This is a genomic window from Iningainema tapete BLCC-T55 (assembly GCF_014698965.1).
Taxonomy (GTDB): Bacteria; Cyanobacteriota; Cyanobacteriia; order Cyanobacteriales; family Nostocaceae; genus Iningainema; species Iningainema tapete.
The window spans coordinates 1-19,032 of the sequence record NZ_JACXAE010000025.1 but is presented as its reverse complement, the minus strand read 5'-3'; the positions used below and the strand labels follow the sequence as shown (position 1 = coordinate 19,032).

Annotated in this window: 19 protein-coding genes and 1 tRNA gene; 11 read left to right on the top strand and 9 right to left on the bottom strand. The window is 42.2% G+C overall.

The genetic code is table 11. The annotated features are described in order from the left end of the window. Window positions 1-237 precede the first annotated feature (237 nt). Window positions 238-1,242 carry a succinate dehydrogenase/fumarate reductase iron-sulfur subunit gene (locus tag ICL16_RS04820; protein WP_190825746.1) on the top strand — a complete coding sequence of 335 codons (1,005 nt, stop codon included), beginning with the start codon at window positions 238-240 and terminating at the stop codon, window positions 1,240-1,242. On the opposite strand, the gene ICL16_RS04815 is transcribed toward ICL16_RS04820, so the two are convergent. The 4 genes from ICL16_RS04815 to psbX all read right to left on the bottom strand — a co-directional run bounded on the left by ICL16_RS04815 (window position 1,239) and on the right by psbX (window position 3,606). Then, window positions 1,239-1,769 carry a TolB family protein gene (locus ICL16_RS04815; protein WP_190825745.1) on the bottom strand — a complete coding sequence of 177 codons (531 nt, stop codon included), beginning with the start codon at window positions 1,767-1,769 and terminating at the stop codon, window positions 1,239-1,241. The genes ICL16_RS04820 and ICL16_RS04815 overlap by 4 nt on opposite strands. Window positions 1,770-1,805: 36 nt before the next feature. Next, window positions 1,806-2,315, bottom strand: a complete 510-nt coding sequence (locus tag ICL16_RS04810; RefSeq protein ID WP_238360611.1) for a TolB family protein — start codon at window positions 2,313-2,315, stop codon at window positions 1,806-1,808. A 57-nt stretch (window positions 2,316-2,372) separates the two neighbouring features. Continuing rightward, window positions 2,373-3,275 (bottom strand): Ycf66 family protein, encoded by a 903-nt coding sequence (locus ICL16_RS04805; RefSeq protein ID WP_190825743.1) that lies wholly within the window; start codon window positions 3,273-3,275, stop codon window positions 2,373-2,375. Between the two features lie 211 nt (window positions 3,276-3,486). Further along, window positions 3,487-3,606: a photosystem II reaction center X protein gene (gene psbX, locus ICL16_RS04800; RefSeq protein ID WP_190825742.1), complete on the bottom strand. Its 120-nt coding sequence runs from the start codon at window positions 3,604-3,606 to the stop codon at window positions 3,487-3,489. A 188-nt stretch (window positions 3,607-3,794) separates the two neighbouring features. On the opposite strand from psbX, the gene ICL16_RS04795 reads away from it, so the two are divergent. After that, window positions 3,795-4,088, top strand: coding sequence for a YggT family protein (locus ICL16_RS04795; protein WP_190825741.1), 294 nt, complete (start codon window positions 3,795-3,797; stop codon window positions 4,086-4,088). Between the two features lie 10 nt (window positions 4,089-4,098). Here ICL16_RS04795 and accC read toward each other — a convergent pair whose 3' ends face one another. Beyond that, complete coding sequence (gene accC, locus ICL16_RS04790) at window positions 4,099-5,442, bottom strand: acetyl-CoA carboxylase biotin carboxylase subunit (protein ID WP_190825740.1); 1,344 nt, start codon at window positions 5,440-5,442, stop codon at window positions 4,099-4,101. A 261-nt stretch (window positions 5,443-5,703) separates the two neighbouring features. Between accC and ICL16_RS04785 the strand changes: the two genes are divergently transcribed. The 6 genes from ICL16_RS04785 (at window position 5,704) to ICL16_RS04760 (ending at window position 10,603) form a co-directional block, all read left to right on the top strand. Then, window positions 5,704-5,784: transfer RNA gene (locus tag ICL16_RS04785), tRNA-Leu, on the top strand. Window positions 5,785-5,916: 132 nt separating this feature from the next. Next, window positions 5,917-6,564, top strand: a complete 648-nt coding sequence (locus ICL16_RS04780) for a chorismate lyase (protein WP_190825739.1) — start codon at window positions 5,917-5,919, stop codon at window positions 6,562-6,564. A 105-nt stretch (window positions 6,565-6,669) separates the two neighbouring features. Next, window positions 6,670-8,394, top strand: coding sequence for a DUF3352 domain-containing protein (locus ICL16_RS04775; RefSeq protein WP_190825738.1), 1,725 nt, complete (start codon window positions 6,670-6,672; stop codon window positions 8,392-8,394). Window positions 8,395-8,511: 117 nt separating this feature from the next. Beyond that, entirely contained in the window at window positions 8,512-9,615 is a 1,104-nt protein-coding gene (gene ccsB, locus ICL16_RS04770; protein ID WP_190825737.1) for a c-type cytochrome biogenesis protein CcsB, read from the top strand. 420 nt (window positions 9,616-10,035) lie between these two features. Next, complete coding sequence (locus ICL16_RS04765) at window positions 10,036-10,338, top strand: KGK domain-containing protein (protein WP_190825736.1); 303 nt, start codon at window positions 10,036-10,038, stop codon at window positions 10,336-10,338. Between the two features lie 16 nt (window positions 10,339-10,354). Next, complete coding sequence (locus tag ICL16_RS04760; RefSeq protein WP_190825735.1) at window positions 10,355-10,603, top strand: UPF0175 family protein; 249 nt, start codon at window positions 10,355-10,357, stop codon at window positions 10,601-10,603. Between the two features lie 148 nt (window positions 10,604-10,751). Here ICL16_RS04760 and ICL16_RS04755 read toward each other — a convergent pair whose 3' ends face one another. Further along, window positions 10,752-10,979: a hypothetical protein gene (locus tag ICL16_RS04755; protein WP_190825734.1), complete on the bottom strand. Its 228-nt coding sequence runs from the start codon at window positions 10,977-10,979 to the stop codon at window positions 10,752-10,754. 188 nt (window positions 10,980-11,167) lie between these two features. Further along, window positions 11,168-11,551 (bottom strand): hypothetical protein, encoded by a 384-nt coding sequence (locus ICL16_RS04750; RefSeq protein WP_190825733.1) that lies wholly within the window; start codon window positions 11,549-11,551, stop codon window positions 11,168-11,170. Between the two features lie 259 nt (window positions 11,552-11,810). Here ICL16_RS04750 and ICL16_RS04745 point away from each other — a divergent pair, with 259 nt between their 5' ends. Then, window positions 11,811-14,339: a hypothetical protein gene (locus ICL16_RS04745; protein WP_190825732.1), complete on the top strand. Its 2,529-nt coding sequence runs from the start codon at window positions 11,811-11,813 to the stop codon at window positions 14,337-14,339. 348 nt (window positions 14,340-14,687) lie between these two features. Here ICL16_RS04745 and ICL16_RS04740 read toward each other — a convergent pair whose 3' ends face one another. Both ICL16_RS04740 and ICL16_RS04735 read right to left on the bottom strand, forming a co-directional pair. Next, a complete protein-coding gene (locus ICL16_RS04740; protein WP_190825731.1) occupies window positions 14,688-15,140 on the bottom strand; it encodes an Imm5 family immunity protein in 453 nt (150 codons plus the stop codon). 29 nt (window positions 15,141-15,169) lie between these two features. Beyond that, on the bottom strand, window positions 15,170-15,817 hold the full coding sequence (locus ICL16_RS04735; protein WP_337906913.1) for a TetR/AcrR family transcriptional regulator: 648 nt from the start codon (window positions 15,815-15,817) through the stop codon (window positions 15,170-15,172). Between the two features lie 180 nt (window positions 15,818-15,997). On the opposite strand from ICL16_RS04735, the gene ICL16_RS04730 reads away from it, so the two are divergent. Continuing rightward, window positions 15,998-17,353, top strand: coding sequence for a cytochrome P450 (locus ICL16_RS04730; protein ID WP_190825730.1), 1,356 nt, complete (start codon window positions 15,998-16,000; stop codon window positions 17,351-17,353). Between the two features lie 180 nt (window positions 17,354-17,533). After that, a complete protein-coding gene (locus tag ICL16_RS04725; RefSeq protein ID WP_190825729.1) occupies window positions 17,534-18,847 on the top strand; it encodes a glycosyltransferase in 1,314 nt (437 codons plus the stop codon). Window positions 18,848-19,032: the final 185 nt, after the last annotated feature.

Here is a 19,032-nt window from a genome sequence, read left to right as displayed (position 1 = left end):
ATATGTCAAGATGTTTATGACAAAGATTTAACAATTCTATATAACCAAAAAATTATCTTGTAGGCTTGGCATGAGGACTTTTTTAGTAAAGGCGCGATCGCAGTGTAGATATGTGGTGGATTGATAAAAAGCAGTATATTAACAGCTAGGGAGTAACTGTAGGGCAATCAGAGTATAACTCATGTCCGTGAGCACCCCAATACATGTGTAGACATTTTTCGACTTTGGTAAGTGGTAATGGAAGTTCTTTTTAAAATCATTAGGCAACAAAAAAACTCTTCCCCGGTGGTGCAAACCTACGTTTTAGACGTTGAAGGGGGAAATACAATCCTGGATTGTCTTAACCGGATTAAGTGGGAGCAAGATGGGACTCTGGCTTTTCGCAAAAATTGTCGCAACACAATTTGTGGTAGCTGCGCAATGGTAATCAATGGGCGTTCAGCTTTAGCTTGTAAAGAAAATGTGGGCAGCGAAATAACTAAATTACCACAAAACCAAACACACCACAAAGCAAACAGCATTCCAGAAATAACGGTGGCACCTTTAGGCAATATGCCAGTTATTAAGGATTTAGTTGTGGATATGAGTAGTTTCTGGAATAATCTAGAAGCGGTTACTCCTTATGTCAGTACAGCAGGACGTAATGTCCCAGAACGCGAATTTTTGCAAACACCCCAAGAGCGATCGCTTCTCGATCAAACTGGCAATTGTATTATGTGTGGAGCTTGTTACTCACAATGCAATGCTCGTGAAGTTAACTCTAGCTTTGTCGGTCCTCATGCTCTCGCTAAAGCATACCGTACCCTAGCAGATGGACGCGATACCCAATCTCAAAGCCGCCTAGAAAATTACAACGAAGATACATCAGGCGTCTGGGGTTGCACACGCTGCTTTTACTGCAACTCGGTTTGTCCTATGGGTGTTGCTCCCCTAGATCAAATTACAAAAATTAAACAGGAAATTCTGGCTGACAAACAAGTACCAGATAGCGTCCCTTTACGCCACCGTAAAGGATTAGTAGAAGTGGTTAAACAAGGAGGTTGGATTAATGAACCACAGTTTGTTTTACAAGTACTTGGTGACTATTTTAAAGACCTCAAAGGATTACTGCGCATTGCACCCTTAGGATTTAGAATGCTCCTCAAAGGTAAGTTTCCACTCTCATTCGAGCCATCTCAAGGAACTGAGGAAGTGCGATCGCTCATTGAAAGCGTCCAACAAGAAAATAGACACTCTCCTTAGCGGGGATCTTGAGGTATGTTTAATTGTTTTCCCGAACGGTCATAAACTAAAATATCCCACTGTCCACTCACAGAAGATTCAAAAGCAATCTTACTACCATCAGCACTAATTGTAGGATTGCGCACTTCTGAAAGTAAGTTGGGTGTTAAATTGCGCTCTTGGCGTGTTTCTCTATCGTAAAAGAAAATTCCCCTTCGCCCCTGACGACTAGCAGCAAACACTATATAACGACCATTTTGAGAAACAGATGGATGAGTGGCGATCGTATCAAAGGAATTCAATCCAGGTAAATCAACTAAATTCTGAGTCAGCGTATCAAATAGATAAACATCTTGGCTACCCCGGCGATCGCTTGTAAAAACAATGTATCTCCCCGAAATTTGCGGGTTTAATTCCGCAGCAGTACTATTGAGACTTTGTCCGCCTGGATCGAAAGGAAAATTCAATATGCGGGGGTAGCCAGCACAGCCACTTAACAAGCTAAAACTAGCTAATACAGGTATGAATATAAAGCGTCTTACAGTCATTGGTAAAAATGAGTATAAACTATAAGATTACTTTTTTTATGGAGGCGCACTTACAGGCGCACCATTGGGAATATCTAACTCAATATTTGGTCCGCGATCTAGTACTTCTATATCCCACTGACCACGGACTGTAGTTTCAAATACAATATAACGCCCATCTGGACTAATATGAGGATTTCTCACCCAGCCACGGTAGATGGGGGTGAGAATTTGTGACTGTTGTGTAACGCGATCATAAAGTGCGACCACTGGTCTACCTTGATCGCTAGTAATATAAGCAATATAACGTGCAGTGTAGCTCAGGCTAGGACTCTCAGCTATGGTATCTGCTCGGTTTATGCCGGGTGTAAGAATAAATTGTTGCTGCTGCAAGTCATACAGCAGCAATTGGTGATTACCATTACGAGTTGATACAAATGACAAAAAACGACCATTTCCACTCAGCGACGGTTGCTCTTCGGTATAGCGACTGTTGAGTGAAGTCGGTCCCATAGGGATATCACTGTAGCTACAAGATACAAGCACCATACTCAAGCTCAGACTCATGAAGAAGGTAGCTTGATTGCAGAAGGCAGAGGGTAATAGCATAGCACGAAATGCTAGTTAGTATTCGCTGCTGCCACGTTCTGGTGGATCTTCATCTAATCGATCAAGTGGTTTGTAATCTACATATTCAGTTGGCATTGCATCGTCGGGATCGCTGGCTCTACTAACTGAGTCTGTGGGTGGACGACGTTTTCTTGGTCTTGGGGCAACATCATCTTCGCGATCGCGTGGGGAGTTATTAGTTCCACGACGAGAGGATCTTCTTTCATCGCCCTGTGAGCTATCCCAATCATTAATTGTCCTTGATGAACCCGAACCCCAATCTTCTTCTTCCAACCTTTCTACATTACGATTTGTGGTTCGCCCGCCGGAGGTACTGCGACGACGTGGTTTGTCGGTTGGTGCGATCCTCTCGCTGTTACTACGACGTTCAGAACGGCGTGGGGTTTCGTCTTCATAATAATCATCACGATTCGGACGGCTTTCTGCGCTACCGCGAATTCTGCCCCGCACTGGTCGTTCTTCGTCGTACTCATAAGGTAGTGGATCTAACTCAGCATCTACCTCAGCGTACCGACTATCTCGGTCGTAAGAGTAGCGATCGCTCACCCTGCGATCGTCATCTACAATCTTGGTGTTGCGCTTAGCTTGTTCGGTGGCTATACCGCGCAGGCGAACACTTTCAAAAGCAAAAAATACCGTTGTACCAATCAACAGCAGCTGACCAAATTGTAGAATCGGATCTAGCCGCCAACCCTGGAAGATCAGAATAAAGCCGCACACTAAACCAATGGCTGCAAAAAAGATATCTTGATCTCGTTCCAGCCCTGGACGGATAAAGCGGATAAAATATAGTGCGGGCCCAGCCACAGCCAGGAAAATTCCCAGCAGACTAGCTGGATTTGTCCCGAAATTTACCTGAGCCAGAAAACTGGCTGAATTCAGCCCAAAAGTTACCATTGCTGTTTTCCCAATAGTCTGTTCTATATTAGCGATTTACAAGTAAAATCACTACTATGTACATTAAAGCTTCAAAGCATTTAGTACTGCTTTGAAGCTGTTCACACAAAGTTTAAAAAAAACTCACGTGTCAGCTATTTGCTAACCTTGCAATTAGACAACTACCCGACAGCGGAACGGTTGTGGAAGTCTAGCCAACCCCAAGCCAGTATTATGAACGTTGAATTTTATCTTTTTGGCTGACAAAAATCAACCCTACTGTAATGGGGATAACAACAATTACTGCACCTGCCACTAGACTCAAAAGGAAATTTGCTAAAGAAGGCGTCATAGTTCTAAACCTTTTTTTACACTCTCAATCATAATTTTAAATCGTCTGTCACACTATTAGAGGATTAAATCTACATTAGACATCGACTGAATTTAAACGTGCATTGTTCACAATCCTGGTAGAGACGTTCCGGCGGAACGTCTCTACATTGGTTAAAATTAGAGATATGCTTTACAAAAATTCATACTATGACAGGTATTAACCTTACCACTTGGATTCTCGGTCCAGTTTTAGGAATAATGATCTTTTTGTTCATATTCCGGATCATTCTCAGCTGGTATCCCCAAGTAGATCCTAATCGTTTTCCGTTTAATGCGATCGCTTGGCCCACAGAACCGTTTTTGATTCCTTTGCGCAAAATAGCACCACCAATTGGCGGTGTAGACATTACCCCAATTATTTGGATTGGAATCTTGAGTTTACTGCGGGAGATTCTGCTTGGTCAGCAAGGACTACTAACCATGATGGCTCACGCACAGTAAACTCGCTCAGCTAAGATTTCATATCTTGTACAAAACTGGTGTAGACATTACCCTGTAGAAACTGAGGATTTTCCATAATTTTTTGATGAAATCCGATAGTAGTGGGTAATCCGGTAATAGCACATTCCCGCAATGCTCTTTTCATCCGGTTAATTGCCGTGGCTCGATCCGATCCCCAAACAATTAACTTACCAATAAGTGAATCATAATAAGGAGGAATCTGGTAGTCGGTGTAAACATGAGAATCAATTCTCACACCCGGACCTCCAGGCGGAAGATAACCACTAATACGTCCGGCGGAGGGACGAAAGTCATGATCGGGATCCTCAGCGTTAATGCGGCATTCAATTGCATGACCCCGCAAAACAACTTGGTCTTGAGTAAGCTTTAGTCTCTCCCCTTGGGCAATCAAAATTTGTTGTGCAACCAAGTCTACCCCAGTAATCATCTCAGTCACCGGATGCTCCACTTGAATCCGGGTATTCATTTCCATAAAATAGAATTTACCAGACTTGTCGAGGAGAAATTCAATAGTGCCTGCTCCACTATAGTTGATAAACTGAGCAGCTTTAACAGCCGCGTGTCCCATTTTCTCTCGTAGTTCTGGGTCTAAAGCTGGGCTGGGGGCTTCTTCCAACAGCTTTTGATTACGACGCTGAATTGAACAATCTCGTTCACCCAAGTGGATAACGTTGCCATAGTTATCAGCCAAAATTTGGAATTCAATATGGCGGGGACGTTCGATAAATTTTTCTAGATAAACACCAGAATTACCAAACGCTGCTCCCGCTTCGCCACAAGCAGCTTGATAAGATTTGACGAATTCGCTCTCCGAACGAACTAGACGCATTCCTCTGCCGCCACCACCTGCTGTAGCTTTAATCATTACTGGGTAGCCGATTTTACTTGCTATCACCAATCCTTCTTCTTCAGAGTTGATCAACCCTTCACTACCTGGTATCGTCGGCACTCCCGCTTTTTGCATAGTTTCTTTGGCAGTGGATTTATCTCCCATTAAGCGAATAGCTTCAGGAGATGGACCAATAAATGCAATGTGATGATCGGCACAAATTTCGGCAAACCGAGCATTTTCTGCCAAAAAGCCATATCCAGGATGAATGGCGCTGGCATTGTGGATCAAGGCGGCGGCAATAATGTTAGGAATATTTAAGTAACTTTTACTGCTGGCTGCTTCGCCAATACAAACAGCTTCATCAGCAAGTTGGACGTGGAGGGCATTACGGTCAACTGTGGAGTGTACCGCAACAGTCGCAATTCCCATTTCTTCACAGGCGCGGAGAATGCGAAGAGCAATTTCTCCCCGATTAGCAATTAATATTTTGTCAAACTTCATCTTTTAGCTTCGATATCAGTCCGGTAGATTGACTTTGTGCAAAGTACTAGTTACTAGATGCAATACCATTAGACTTTGTTTTCCTTGTGGTCGTACCTGTTTTTGTTCTGATAGCAGTTTAGTCTGATTATTTATGCATTTATAGCTAATGTGTTACAATACTACCCAAATTTTGGATTTAGTCCTACAAATATGAAAAATTTTATTTATTTCATACCATAATTATTATGTTATGCTAAACTTGTTATCTAGAATCAGCATGCGGATGTGGCGGAATTGGTATACGCGCACGCTTGAGGTGCGTGTGGCTTTGCCTTGCGAGTTCGAGTCTCGCCATCCGCATTTCTCGTAGGGGTACGGCATTGCCGTACCCTAAATTCATAATTACGAATTACGAATTACGAAATGGTATCAGTACCCAGTACTTTGCTATTTATGCTTTGATAGAAGATAGTGAAGTTTTGTATCATACAATTGGCTGCTACTTTTACTGCGACAAACAACTTAACATTGCCCACTGGATGGCATCGTCTGACTCCAATTTGGCAAGGTGGAGAGGAAGTTATTCAACAAGGATTGCCTCACTCTCAACTAGCGCCAGCTTGGCAATTACTACTGTTAGGCGATGGTTCCCCGACAAGGCATTTACAATTACTTACAGCAGAACCTACTGAGGTTGATGTCATCGATATGTCCATGATTGGCATAGACTTAGATGGCGCTCCTGACTTGATCGAAGCTGTACCAGGACCAAGGCTACGACGACAGGTTTGGCTACGTACTGCCTCTGGTCAAAGATTAGCTTATGCAACTTCTTGGTGGGAAGCTTCTCACGTAGATGAGTATTTGCAAAATCGTTCGTTACCGATTTGGGCGAGTTTAGCCCGTTTGCGTACTGAGTTGTATCGGGATGTTCAAGGAATTTACTACGGTTACTCAGATGCTTTAGAATCGGGGTTTAACGAAACAGGGCCTTTTTGGGGTCGTCACTACTTGTTTTGGCATCACGGGCAGCCTTTAACTCTGATTTATGAAGTTTTCTCGACCTACTTAACAAAATATTTAGGACCGATGCAGATGACTGGGGTTAATAGTACGTTGTCTAATTTTTCTCTAGAATAAGTAAATTTATTTAGTTGTTCACCCTAGAGAAATGGAAACCTTTTTGTTAACTTAACCTACAGAGCAAGAAGTAACAAGTTCGCTTTTGATGAGGTATGGGTTTTAATGACAGCGCCCGTCGAAACTGTTTCGGTGAAGAATAAGAAAAAAAAGCCATTGGTGCTAACGCTATCGTTTGCTGGGCTACTGATTGGTGGCGGCATAGCGACATACTGGCTATTAACCCAGGGAAAACCAATGCCCAGGGATTTGCCAGTAGGTGCAAATATCATTCCCCAAGATGCTTTGTTTGCAGTTTCTTTAAGCACGGATGCTGCTCAATGGCAAAAAATGCGGGAGTTTGGCACAAAAGCAACCCAAGCAGAACTGGATAAAAATTTAGTACAGTTACGCGATCGCTTCCTCACTAACAATGGTTATGACTTCCAAAAAGATATTAGTCCTTGGGTTGGCGATGCGATCACAATCGCAATTCTTGCGCCCCAAGTAAGTAAATCCGCGTCCAAACCAGTCGCCACCTATCCTACTATCGATCAATCATTGGTGATGGTTCTACCAGTGAAAAACCTGGAAAAAGCTAAAACCATTTTGGCACAACCCAAAGCACTTAAAGGTGAGAAATGGGTTGATCGTACCTATAAAAATATTGCCATTAAAGAAACTCAGGGGCAAGCAGGAGAAACATTCTCTGCAGCTCTACTAGATAGACAGTTCTTAGTCATCACAGATAATCCCAAAACAACAGAAAGAACAATTGACGCCTATAAAAATCAAGCAACTCTGGCAACAACAGCAGGTTTTGCGGATAATTTTCCCAAAATAGCTACATATCAGCCCTTTGCCCAGTTTTACATCAATGTACCCTTGGGAGCAAAAATAGCGGCAGCATCAGGTGAGCGTCGTTTACCAGCTCAAGTTTTGGCTCAACTGCAAAATAACCAAGGTTTGGCAGGAACAGTTACCTTGGAAACACAAGGAATACGTTTAAAGGGTGTTTCTTGGCTAAATCCTAACAGTCAGCGGGTGCTAGCGGTGGAAAATAAAGCAGGAAGAATGCAAAACCGCTTACCATCGGAAACTTTGATGATGCTTTCCGGTGGGAATTTAACACGGTTGTGGGCAGACTACGTTGTTACGGCTCAAGGAAATCCGCTTTCACCAATAGCACCAGAACAACTGCGCAGTGGTGTGAAATCTTTAACTGAATTTAATTTGGAAAAAGATTTACTTAGTTGGATGAAAGGCGAGTATTCTTTGTCAGTAGTTCCAACTAACAATCAAGATGGCTCACCCCAAGATTTTCGTGCTGCTTTCGTGTTTATGATCCAAGTAAGCGATCGCTCAGCAGCAGAAGCATCAATCAAACAATTGGATGAAGTGATGAAGAATCAATACCAGTATAAAATCCAACAGGCGACAGTGGCAGGTAAACCTGTTGTTAACTGGATTGCTCCTTTTGGCACTTTGACGGCTACTCACGGTTGGTTAGATGATGATGTAGTATTCTTATCTGTGGGGGGTGCGATAGCTCCAAAAATTGTCCCCAACCCAAACACAACTTTAGCTAGTGCTTTTAACTTCCAACAAACAGTTCCTAGAGAACTCAATCCTACAAATGGGCAGTTTTTCCTCGATGTGGAGCGTACAATTAAGAATTTTCCCCTACCTTTGATCTTGCCCAATCAACAGCCTTTGTTAGAAGCAACGCGCTCAATTGGTGTAACAACATCTGTCAACGATAGTCGTAGTACTTTGTACAATATTTTTCTGTCACTGAAAAAAACTGACAATCCATCCCCCCTTACTTCTACCCCGATACCAACGCAATAACCGTGGAGACGCCCCACCGGGGCGTCTCTACAATTAATAACCGCTACACCTGAAAACAGATAGGATCGAAACAATCAGAAAAAATATTTTTAGCCAACTCTTTAAGGAGACAACTTTATGAATTTAGTTGTACTGCAAAACTGGCTGGACAATACCTCTTTTGCCGTCTTATTCATCACAATGCTGGTTTATTGGATTGGGGCAGCTTTTCCCAATCTGCCTTTAACCACCGTGGGAACAACTCTAATGGCGATCGCTAATTTGTGCATCGCTACCTTACTTGGTGCAAGATGGTTAGAAGCTGGCTATTTTCCGCTCAGCAATTTGTATGAATCCCTGTTTTTCCTAACTTGGGGAATTACGGCTGTTCATCTAATTGCCGAATATACTAGCCGTAGTCGCTTAGTGGGAGTCGCAACTGCACCCGTAGCAATGGGTATTACTGCTTTTGCCACCCTCACACTACCATCCCAAATGCAAGTAGCAGAACCTTTAGTACCTGCACTCAAATCAAATTGGTTGATGATGCACGTCAGCGTGATGATGTTGAGTTACTCCGCTTTAATGGTAGGTTCGTTATTGGCGATCGCTTTCCTCGTCGTCACTCAAGGTCAAAATATTGAACTACAAGGAAGTTCTCTTGGCACTGGTGGCTACCGTAGCAACGGCTACCGCCTACACAAAGCAGGTGAACTAGTTACTCCACAGCTTTCAACAGTTGGGGAAAATAACGGAGTATTGCGTTTGCAAAACGAAGGTAACGGCAAAACAGCCGTTATGGATGTAGTAACTACCACCCCAATCCAAAATCCGCAATCCACAATCACGCCAGACGCCTCAACGGGGGGAACCCCCGCACGGCGCTGGCTCCAAAATTCCGATTCCCTTTCTCCCCAACGCCTCAGCCTTGCCGAAACCTTAGATAACATCAGCTATCGCACCATCGGACTCGGATTTCCACTACTAACAATTGGTATCATTGCTGGTGCCGTTTGGGCTAACGAAGCATGGGGTTCTTACTGGAGTTGGGATCCTAAAGAAACTTGGGCATTAATCACCTGGTTAGTGTTTGCTGCTTACCTCCACGCCCGCATCACTCGCCGTTGGCAAGGGCGTAGTCCGGCAATTCTCGCTGCTAGTGGCTTTGTCGTTGTTTGGGTTTGCTATTTGGGAGTTAATTTATTAGGTAAAGGTTTACACTCCTACGGCTGGTTCTTTTAATATCTTCAAGAAATAAATTCTGGAGCTAGGCGCTCAAGTGTCTAAGAAATAAATTTCTTGGCTTAAAGCTCAAGTCAGAAGACAGCTGACTACATAAATCTTTCAGTCAGCTGTCTTCTGACTTTAGCTATTAGCCTTGAACTTCAGTTCAAGGCGTACTCATAGGGAGCATGTCATCTTTGTCGCTGACACCCTAGAAGGGTGTAGCTATACATACAAAGCCTGCCGTAGCTCCGGCTAGAAATTTCTAGCCGGAGCTACGGCAGGCTTCGGTTCACTAGCCCCACCCTTGTAGGGTGTGGGCGGGCATATTGCAAAACTGACATGCTCCCTACTCACATTTTGGTTCACAGGCTAGAAGCGAGGTTGAGATTAACCGCTATTTCTTGGGAACTATAAATTTAGTTACAGGAGATTGATATGGATAATGAATTCTCGCCCCTAAGCGAAGATGATGTTGTAAGTGTGACTTCTGCTCAAATTTTGATGCCACACTCTACATTTAAAGTAGATGAATTCATGACGAGGATGACACAAGTATTGCCAGGAAACGATGATCTCAAACATAAGTGGTTGAGCAAAGGACAATCATGCCAAATTCTTAAACCCGGTTCTAAAAACTGGCAAAAAGGAAAAGTGAGAATTCGATTAGAATTTTGCCCAGATGAGTATTCTTCTCCGTTAGACGATATTCGACAGCAACTTAAAGAAACTGAAACCTAACAACCCAAAACGAAAGATGAAAATTACCTTAGATATACCCGAAGAAGCCTTCAAGGCTCGTTATTCTTCTCCAGAGGAATTTACCCAAGCTCTCCGACTCGCTGCTGCTACCTATTGGTATTCTCGCACTGAAATTTCCCAAGGTAGAGCTGCCCAAATTGCTGGATTAAACCGTAAGGAATTTATGGAAGCACTTGCCCGTGAAAAAGTCGATGTCTTTGTCGTAGATTTCGACGATCTCAAACGGGAGTTAGAGCGTGCTTGATGGCTTACCTAATAAATCTATACCTCCTGTCATCAATGCCTCTCCACTAATTTTATTGACTGTGGAATGTATCTTTCCGATTAAGTGATGAACAAGCACTGACATTAGTAGGAGAATAAACTTGGTTAGTGTTGTAATGCAGTCACATTTAACGAAGGGATTCTAAGATTACTGTTATTGTCATCAAACATAACAGGATAATTCCCAACTTATAAAACCAATTTCCTGCAAATAGCAGCAGCGCTGTGACAAAATTTACAGCCCCAAAACCCATGAATAGAATGCAGGCGATCGCACTTGCGAATATTCCTAGCAAGAAATATTTGAGGAACTTAGCAGTCCATTTGAATAGACGGCTGTAGTGATTTGTTTTCATGGCTTTTTTCCCTCATCAAGTGATTAATTGATTTGTTTTGTTGGTTGCTAAAGACAAAAAAACGGATGTGTGAAGCTGAAGCTTCCATCCGTCGTGGTTATTCCCATCGATGAACTGTTAGCAGAGATTTATGAGATTATTTGGAATTACTCTCACACGGTTGTGAGATTTAGTCATCAGCTCTTTAATCAGCAAGGTTTAATTCCATGAACTACTGATGGCGAAAACTGAAACCCGTATTGGCTGTCGTATCCACGATGCCATATTACAATAGTCGCATAACCTTGCTGTAGACAAAAAGTCTCAAATAATGCGCTATTAAGTTTTGCTAAAACTTGTTCAACGGTTTCTAGGGTTTCCCGCTGTCTAGGCAGCGGAGTCGTTTTCCAGACGGCTAGGTCTTCTGGCGGAATCAGGAAATTTTGAACATCCCCACAACGGCACTCGACTTTGTACTGACCTTGACTAAGGCAGCATCGAATTTCTATAAATCCGGTGTTATTGACTTTTTGAAACCTAGCTATCCTCTTTTCACAGTAGTTGAGAAAATTCTCAACTGCTTGGGGAAGCATAATTTAGTTGTTGTTTGTCAATATATATTTACATGTCAATAATAAACAGGTTTTAATTGAGAAAACAGTATTTTATGTTACAAATAATCAAATAATTTCTCAAAGTTTGCTAACTTAAAATACAGGGTAATAATAAATTACATGTAATTAAAATAAACAAATAAAATAACATTTTTGTGTTTAAAGTTACAAAATTTAGATTTAGTTGGTATTTAATGTAAATTACATTTACATGTAAGCAGCAGGTAGAATCAAGAGTATGAGCAAAGAAAGTATTGGAAACCAAGAAGCACTAAGAGAGATGCTCTACTTCTTCCTAGACAAAATGGGAGCAACGCAAGTGGAACTCTCAAAAGGGATGGGTGTTAGCCGACCAGTTGTGATTGATTTCCTAAATAAGGAAAAAGAACGGTTGCCAGTTGACCGTCAAGGCTTAATAGAACTGTGCAAGAGTCTTCAAAGCAGTAGAACATCCAAGCGAAAATCAAAAACAGAGGGTGAAAAAAACTCACAAGCAATAGAATCTAATCCTGACGAGCTACGAGAGTTGCTCAGAGACACTGGAGTGGATGAACTACTAGAGTCTGCTGGCTTTTTGCCAGAGAACACTAATATCATTAGAGTAACTCGAAAAAAATTTTTTCAAGTTGCTCAAGTAGTGGCATTACTTGAATTTTTAGATGTTGAGGATTTACTGCCCACAACCCAAGAGTTCTTGGCGATCGCCAGTAACAAAATTGCCAGCAAAAAGCTTTTTCAAAAACATCTGCGGTATCAGGAGAATGACTGCTTAGAATATCTGATTAATCATCTGTGGGAATCTCACCCAACACTGGGTTTAAAACTGAGACTAGAAGTAATTGACAAACTACAGCAAACCTGGGAAAGACTTAAAGCCGGAGGCAAGACGAGCTTCACCCAGCAAGAGGCGATCGCGCTTTTCCTGAGTATTGTCATCAAAGAGCAAATGCCTAAAGATACAGCTAACCTTCGTATTAGAGTTCAAAAGTTAGAATTCCAAACTTTATCTCGAGATATCAATGCAGAAGAGGAGTATAGCGATTTATACCAACGGTTCGTACAGGTAGGTCATCAAGCAGAGTGCGATCTGAATACTCCGGGTTCATGCTCAACAATGCAACTAGAAGCAAAGTCTCTTGATTCGCTCACTCCAGTAATTATGGCGATAGTAACTTGTAGCTTTAATTATGATGGCAAATCAAATGAGCTAATTGAATGGATATACACTTCTGGCAACACAATCGTAGAGAATGCGATCGGTGCTTGTAGCCTACATATGGGCTTGACAGAGGAGATAGCTAACGTCAGCATATTAACAAAAACCCTAGACAGCAGTATTGATTCCTTAGTTGAAACAACGGTAATTCTGGGAAATAAGCAACAGTATCAAGGAATTTGGGTAGATCGGGACTCAATGATCACTATGCTGCAAGCAATGTTCTATGCCGCCAAGCAATGGCTAATAGATCGGGACACAAATGGTGAACTTGATATAGAAATCTACGGTTCAGTATGCAAAGCTCTCTCTGAATTGAGGAAGCGATTAACCAAAGCAAGGAGAGCTTTTCAAAAATTTCAGTTCCTTGATAAGGAGTGCCAGTCTGTTGAGATTAAGAAAATTGCTGATACAGCCAGGAATGAATTGAAGAAAATTCCCAAGGAGAATATTTACTTTTCATATCGACTCAACTTCTACCGCTGCTATTTTCTGGCAAAACGGTTGGAGCTAAGACTGTCAAATTTCCAAGGTAACATCAGTAACGCACAACTGCTTATTCAAGAAATTAACCAAGTTTTTGAGGAAGACCAGAAAGTAAAACAAGAGCTTGTTCCCATCCAGGCATTAATTCAGTCAGAAATCTACTTGTACAAACTTTCCTGCGGACATGAGCCAGATTTATTTGCAGAAAGCAAAAGGAGCAAGTGGCTTGGATTAGAAGCATGGAAAAAGAAAATTAGAGATGCAATTAAACCTGGATCTTGCTATAAAGATCCAGGTTGGGACGTTTATCTAGCTTTGTCTGAAATTCATGGGAATGTCGCACGAATAGAGTTAGACCTTTGCGATGATAAAAGTACGCTTTTGGAAGCCGCAGAAAATTTTCTCAGAGCAGCCCACTACGCATTACGTATTGGTTTAGTTCAGCGAGCATCTCGATGGCTAGCTTTTGCAGGACGAGTCTGGGTTAGACTTGGAGATAGTAATTTGCCAAGACAGGCATCCAAGTTGGCTGATAAACTTGCTAAAACTGATTTAACAGCTGGTCACAGTCATAATTTTTGCCAAGCTGTTCTTTCAGAAATTTATTTGCTAGATGGAGAATATTTGCTCTTAATTCAAGATGACGCTACCAATGCTTTAGAGTATTTTTTAAAGGCTCTTAAGGGGTCTGTATACTTAGGCTTAAACCGCCGGATTTGTGATGCACTGTTCAATATTTCTAGGTGCGCGAAGAAGCTGAGCAACTTCAGCACTAAGGAGGGACTTAGTAGAGTATTCAAGGAAGAAGATCTCTTAACTGAATCAAATAAAAACAAACTGAATCCAATGAGTAACAACACGTCTGAGAAAGTTTTAGATTTGCTATGTAACCTGTGGAGTAGAGAAGATAATCCTACTTGGTTCCAAGTGCGGGGTGAGTTTTCTAGACTTGCTGCGGAGATTTGGCAAGGATGGCATCGTGATACATCTGAGTCTGGCTCGACGACTAAACATCCTATTGCCGAGCGGATTGAAAACGAATCTTGGCTTTGTCAAGTTAATTGAGCTATGGGTTGAAGCACTGAAATTGTTTGTGAGTAGTAGATGCGATCGCTGCCCCGCCGACATAACCACCAATCATGCTCATCACGAATTGCTTGTACTCGTGCTTCAATCTACTCATCAATCATCTGTAATTTTTGATGGGTTTCGTTCATATATTAGGGCGCTCCCGCATTACGCAAAGGAATATCTATCTTCTCATCTTTTTCTATAGCCTCCCATGCAGTTAACACAGCAATATTTAACCACCACGACCAAAATTATAAACGTTTCGCCGAATCTGATTTTCCAGAAATAGTCTCCCACACTGCACCATCTGCATAGGCACAAGCAGCAAAGAAAGCAGCATCATTACATAGCTGTATCTCGATTATCTGTCAGATTAAAATCGATATCATCAGGGTCAAAATTTTCATCAAAAATTGCAGTATCAAGCGCTGCAACTGCTGCACATCCAACAGTAAAAGCCATACTCGAATTGTCATAACCTAATTGTTGTATTTCTCGCCACAACTTTTGGCTTTCTTTTTCTGCAAAAGCTTTACTAACATCTCCAGAAATAACTTTTTCCGCTAGGGTAAGAACTTTTTGCGGTCTATCATCATTCTTGAATATTCGATTCCAAATAGGAAGTACGTGACGGACTGTAGATACTGCTAGTGCTGTACGTCTTAAATGACCATTATCACCAAAGGCTGCCCAAATAGCATGGCGATAACCTAGATTTAAGTCATGCTGGGCATGACGATACAATGATTTATTAGCTTCTTGAATCAGATTTTGTAACCCAGAGGGAATCGTCATGAAGCACCTTCCTTTACTTGCCCAGGTACTCATTTCTCAAGCACACCGTCTAAAACTAATTTGATTGCCGCTTGGGTATATTGCTCAATCATTTCTTCACTGAGTAAATCTACATCGGGGGTGAGATGTTTGAGGTTTTCGTGAGCGTTGGCATAAAAAACACACACGCCAGCAATGGCAAGCGTAGTCATATATGGATCTTGCTGACAGAAAACTCCTTCAAGCATTCCCTTGGACAAAATTTTGGTTAAGTATGTTATTGGTTGTTGCCAACTTGTTAGCTGGAAATACTTACCTTGATTTTGATTAGCTTCGTGAAATAACAACATCCCTCGGTGGCGGTGGGATATTTCGTAGGCGATGATCGTCCGTAAAAATGTTCTTAACGCTTCTGGTGCTGGTAACTGCTCTAAGTTTAACTGATCGAGCATCTGTTGGAATTCTGTTGCTGGTCGCTGCAACACTGCTTGGTATAGTCCTTCCTTACTCTGAAAGTAGTAGTAAATCATTCTGGGTGCTACACCAGCACGAGTGGCGATCGCCTCTGTTCTCGCTCCTGAAAGTCCGTTTTTGGCAAATTCTAGCTCTGCGGCATCCAAAATTTGTTGCTTTGTTGCCTCCGCATCTCGCATTCCTCTATTGACTTTTGATGAATTTTGTGTATCTGTTCTACCCACGACGGTACAAAATAGATTTGCGCTTGAAGAATCATGAAGAAGCCTTTCTACTTAAACTTTACAGCCTTCTCATCTTTCTGACTAGGTTTTGAACTAAATTTTTAATTCAGTATTGACAAAAAATAGCCCTGTGTTTCATGCTGATAGTTATGAAATAAATTTTTAATTCATTCGCAAATTATGCAGCAACTTAAATCAGCCCAGCAGATGCCGGGTAGCTTTGGCGTACCTATTCTGAGTGACTTACAGTTTGTTGCTACTGAGGGGTACGGACTGATAGAAGGTTTGCATCGCTATGGTCCAGTATTTAAAACCAGCATTATAGGGCAAAAGTGCGCAGTGTTAATTGGACCAGAAGCTAATCGCCTCGTGCTTCAAGAACAAGCAGACTGCCTGTCATCATACTTAGGCTGGCGTTTTTTTATGGAACACGTATTTGGTCGTCCAATGATGATTCAAGATGGGCAACAACATATGCGCACACGCCGTTTGATGACACCTGCTTTTCACAGTGCTGCGCTCACCAGTTATTTCCAGACGATGGAAACAATTGCCTCTGCATCACTCAAGGATTGGGCAACACGGGGTGAAATCAACTTGAGCCATGAATTACGTAAGGCGACTTTGTTAGTTGGTATACAGTTACTTTTGGGAGTGCAGGCACAGCAAGAGATTGAGGAAGTTGGGAAATATTACAACGAACTACTTAAAGGAGCGATCGCACTGTTACGCTTCAATGTGCCATTCACAACCTATGGGCGATCACAAATCGCTAGACAAAAGTTGAAAAATCAGTTGCAGGAGATTATAGCACAAAGGCGGCAGCAGGGATTGCAAGCTACGCAAGATGTACTGGGATTGTTTTTAGCAACAGTGGACGAAGATGGAAATTCCTTACCCGAAGAGCAAATCATGGATGAGCTGATTCATTTAGTCAATGGATCGCATTTTACAACTGCGGGTGTATTATCTTGGGCGATGTTTGAGTTAGCAGCACGACCAGAGTGGCGCGATCGCTTACAGCAAGAACTCAATCAAGTTGTAGGTAAAGAGTCACTCAACGTTGGGCACCTCAGACAATTAACCCAAATGACTTATTTTCTCAAAGAAATAGAAAGGCTTTATCCACCAACCTCAATTATTGTTCGCGGTGTAGTTAAAGAGATTGAATATGCAGGCTATCGGATTGAGCCTGGTTGGTCAATCATTATTTCCCAATTCCTCACCCATCGCCTACCAGAAATTTATACCAATCCAGAGCAATTCGATCCAGAGCGCTTTGCACCAGGGCGCGAAGAAGATAAGAAAATACCCTTTTCGCTGGTTGGCTTTGGCGGCGGCGCCCACATCTGCATCGGGCGAGAATTTGCTTTGATGGAAATCAAGATTTTCTTAGCTTTATTATTGCGTCAGTATCATTGGACAATTACACCAGAGTATTCTCAACTTGCGCCCGTGTTAGTTCCCCCTAAAGCGCAGGAGAAATTAAGAGCGAAGATGGCGATGGGAGCATGTCCGGATTGCTACACCCTGTAAGGGTGCAGCTAAACAGACAAAGCCTGCCTGCGCAGGCTAGAAATTTAAAGCTTGGTTGCGCTTGACATCCTCCCGATGGCGATCGCCTAAAACAAACTTTAAAACTTTTTTCTTTCCTTCTGCCACAAGCCTCGTGCCCTCTGCCTTGCCTGAAAGGCTGTTAAAACTATCCCAATTAATATGACTCGTTTTCTCATTGGTACAATTGCTGCTGCTGGACATATAAATCCTGCTTTACCTATTGCCCGCAAACTAGTAGAGCATAATCATGAAGTCTGGTGGTACACAGGATCTGGATTTAAAGAAAAAATTGAAGCAACAGGCGCACATCACGTTCCAATTCGCACAGGCATAGATTTCACTGACATCAACACTATTCCTAAGTCTTGGTTAGAGCAAAAAGATGCTTTGAAAGGAGTAGCGCAGTTTAAGTTTTATCTCAAGCACGGCTTTATTGATTCAGCAGTTACACAACTACAGGACTTAACTGAAATTCTGCACGAATTCCCGGCTGATATTCTACTGTGTGATGTCTTCTTCCTTGGCATGTCTTGGCTGCATGAGAAAACTGGCTTACCTTGGGCAGCATTTGGAATGTCAGCATTACCTTTTAGTAGCCGCGATACAGCACCGTTTGGATTAGGAATGCAGCCAAGAAATTCAGCAACAGGACGATTGCGAAATGCTTGTTTAAATTGGTTATCGCAGAATATTTTGATGCGTGATGTGACAGTTCATCTTGACAAAGTTCGAGCTAGCGTTGGGCTACCGCGCCAGAAGCAGGATTTTTTCACTGCTGCTTTGTCGCCGTTTCTCTATTTGCAAGGCACGACACCATCTTTCGAGTATCCTCGCAGCGATCTTCCGCCCCAAGTTCATTTTATCGGAAGTTCCTTACCTAGTACCTTATCGGATTTTAAACCTCCTACTTGGTGGGATGAACTCAAATGCGACAAACCTGTTATTCATGTTACCCAGGGTACAGTTGCCACTGAGGTAGGAAATTTAATTGTGCCAACAATCAAAGCTCTTGCAAATGAGGATGTACTAGTGGTTGCAACAACAGGAGGACAACCCGTCGAACATCTGCAATATTTACCAATCCCAGATAATGTTAGGCTGGAAAGGTTTATTCCCCACGCTCATCTACTGCCCTATGTAGATGTCATGGTGACAAACGGTGGATTTAATGGAGTACAGAGTGCTTTAGCTTTTGGTGTGCCAATGGTTACAGCGGGTCAAACGGAAGAAAAGCCAGAAATTTGTGCCAGGGTGGATTGGGCAGGTGTCGGAATTGACCTTAAAACAAGTACGCCAACACCAAAGCAGATTCGGGATGCTGTGATGAAAATTCTTAGTTCATCTGAGTACCGAGCAAAGGCAGAAAGCTTTAAAGCTGAGATTAATGGCTATGATGCACCAACATTAGCGACAAAACTACTAGAGCAACTAGCATTAACCAAAAAGCCTGTTTTCAGAATGGCTGGATATTAACACACTCCTGCCTTGTTAAAATGTAAAAGAGCTTTGACAATTCATCGTTCATCGTGAAGATATATTAACAATATCTTGAATAATTTCATATTTTGAGCGTCTTTCAACGTAACTTTTCACTCCCCCCCCATTAGCAAGATGACTTGTGAGTTAGTAAAAGAATAAAAATGATTCGAGTGTGAGCG

Excerpts from the sequence above, each read along its gene's own strand:
- ICL16_RS04730 (WP_190825730.1), top strand. The coding sequence starts at position 15,998 with ATGCAGCAACTTAAATCAGCCCAGCAGATGCCGGGTAGCTTTGGCGTA.
- accC (WP_190825740.1), bottom strand. The coding sequence starts at position 5,442 with ATGAAGTTTGACAAAATATTAATTGCTAATCGGGGAGAAATTGCTCTT.
- ICL16_RS04750 (WP_190825733.1), bottom strand. The coding sequence starts at position 11,551 with ATGCTTCCCCAAGCAGTTGAGAATTTTCTCAACTACTGTGAAAAGAGG.
- ICL16_RS04755 (WP_190825734.1), bottom strand. The coding sequence starts at position 10,979 with ATGAAAACAAATCACTACAGCCGTCTATTCAAATGGACTGCTAAGTTC.
- ICL16_RS04740 (WP_190825731.1), bottom strand. The coding sequence starts at position 15,140 with ATGACGATTCCCTCTGGGTTACAAAATCTGATTCAAGAAGCTAATAAA.
- ICL16_RS04775 (WP_190825738.1), top strand. The coding sequence starts at position 6,670 with ATGACAGCGCCCGTCGAAACTGTTTCGGTGAAGAATAAGAAAAAAAAG.
- ccsB (WP_190825737.1), top strand. The coding sequence starts at position 8,512 with ATGAATTTAGTTGTACTGCAAAACTGGCTGGACAATACCTCTTTTGCC.
- ICL16_RS04760 (WP_190825735.1), top strand. The coding sequence starts at position 10,355 with ATGAAAATTACCTTAGATATACCCGAAGAAGCCTTCAAGGCTCGTTAT.
- ICL16_RS04795 (WP_190825741.1), top strand. The coding sequence starts at position 3,795 with ATGACAGGTATTAACCTTACCACTTGGATTCTCGGTCCAGTTTTAGGA.
- ICL16_RS04725 (WP_190825729.1), top strand. The coding sequence starts at position 17,534 with ATGACTCGTTTTCTCATTGGTACAATTGCTGCTGCTGGACATATAAAT.
- ICL16_RS04765 (WP_190825736.1), top strand. The coding sequence starts at position 10,036 with ATGGATAATGAATTCTCGCCCCTAAGCGAAGATGATGTTGTAAGTGTG.
- ICL16_RS04805 (WP_190825743.1), bottom strand. The coding sequence starts at position 3,275 with ATGGTAACTTTTGGGCTGAATTCAGCCAGTTTTCTGGCTCAGGTAAAT.
- psbX (WP_190825742.1), bottom strand. The coding sequence starts at position 3,606 with ATGACGCCTTCTTTAGCAAATTTCCTTTTGAGTCTAGTGGCAGGTGCA.
- ICL16_RS04810 (WP_238360611.1), bottom strand. The coding sequence starts at position 2,315 with ATGAGTCTGAGCTTGAGTATGGTGCTTGTATCTTGTAGCTACAGTGAT.
- ICL16_RS04815 (WP_190825745.1), bottom strand. The coding sequence starts at position 1,769 with ATGACTGTAAGACGCTTTATATTCATACCTGTATTAGCTAGTTTTAGC.
- ICL16_RS04820 (WP_190825746.1), top strand. The coding sequence starts at position 238 with ATGGAAGTTCTTTTTAAAATCATTAGGCAACAAAAAAACTCTTCCCCG.
- ICL16_RS04745 (WP_190825732.1), top strand. The coding sequence starts at position 11,811 with ATGAGCAAAGAAAGTATTGGAAACCAAGAAGCACTAAGAGAGATGCTC.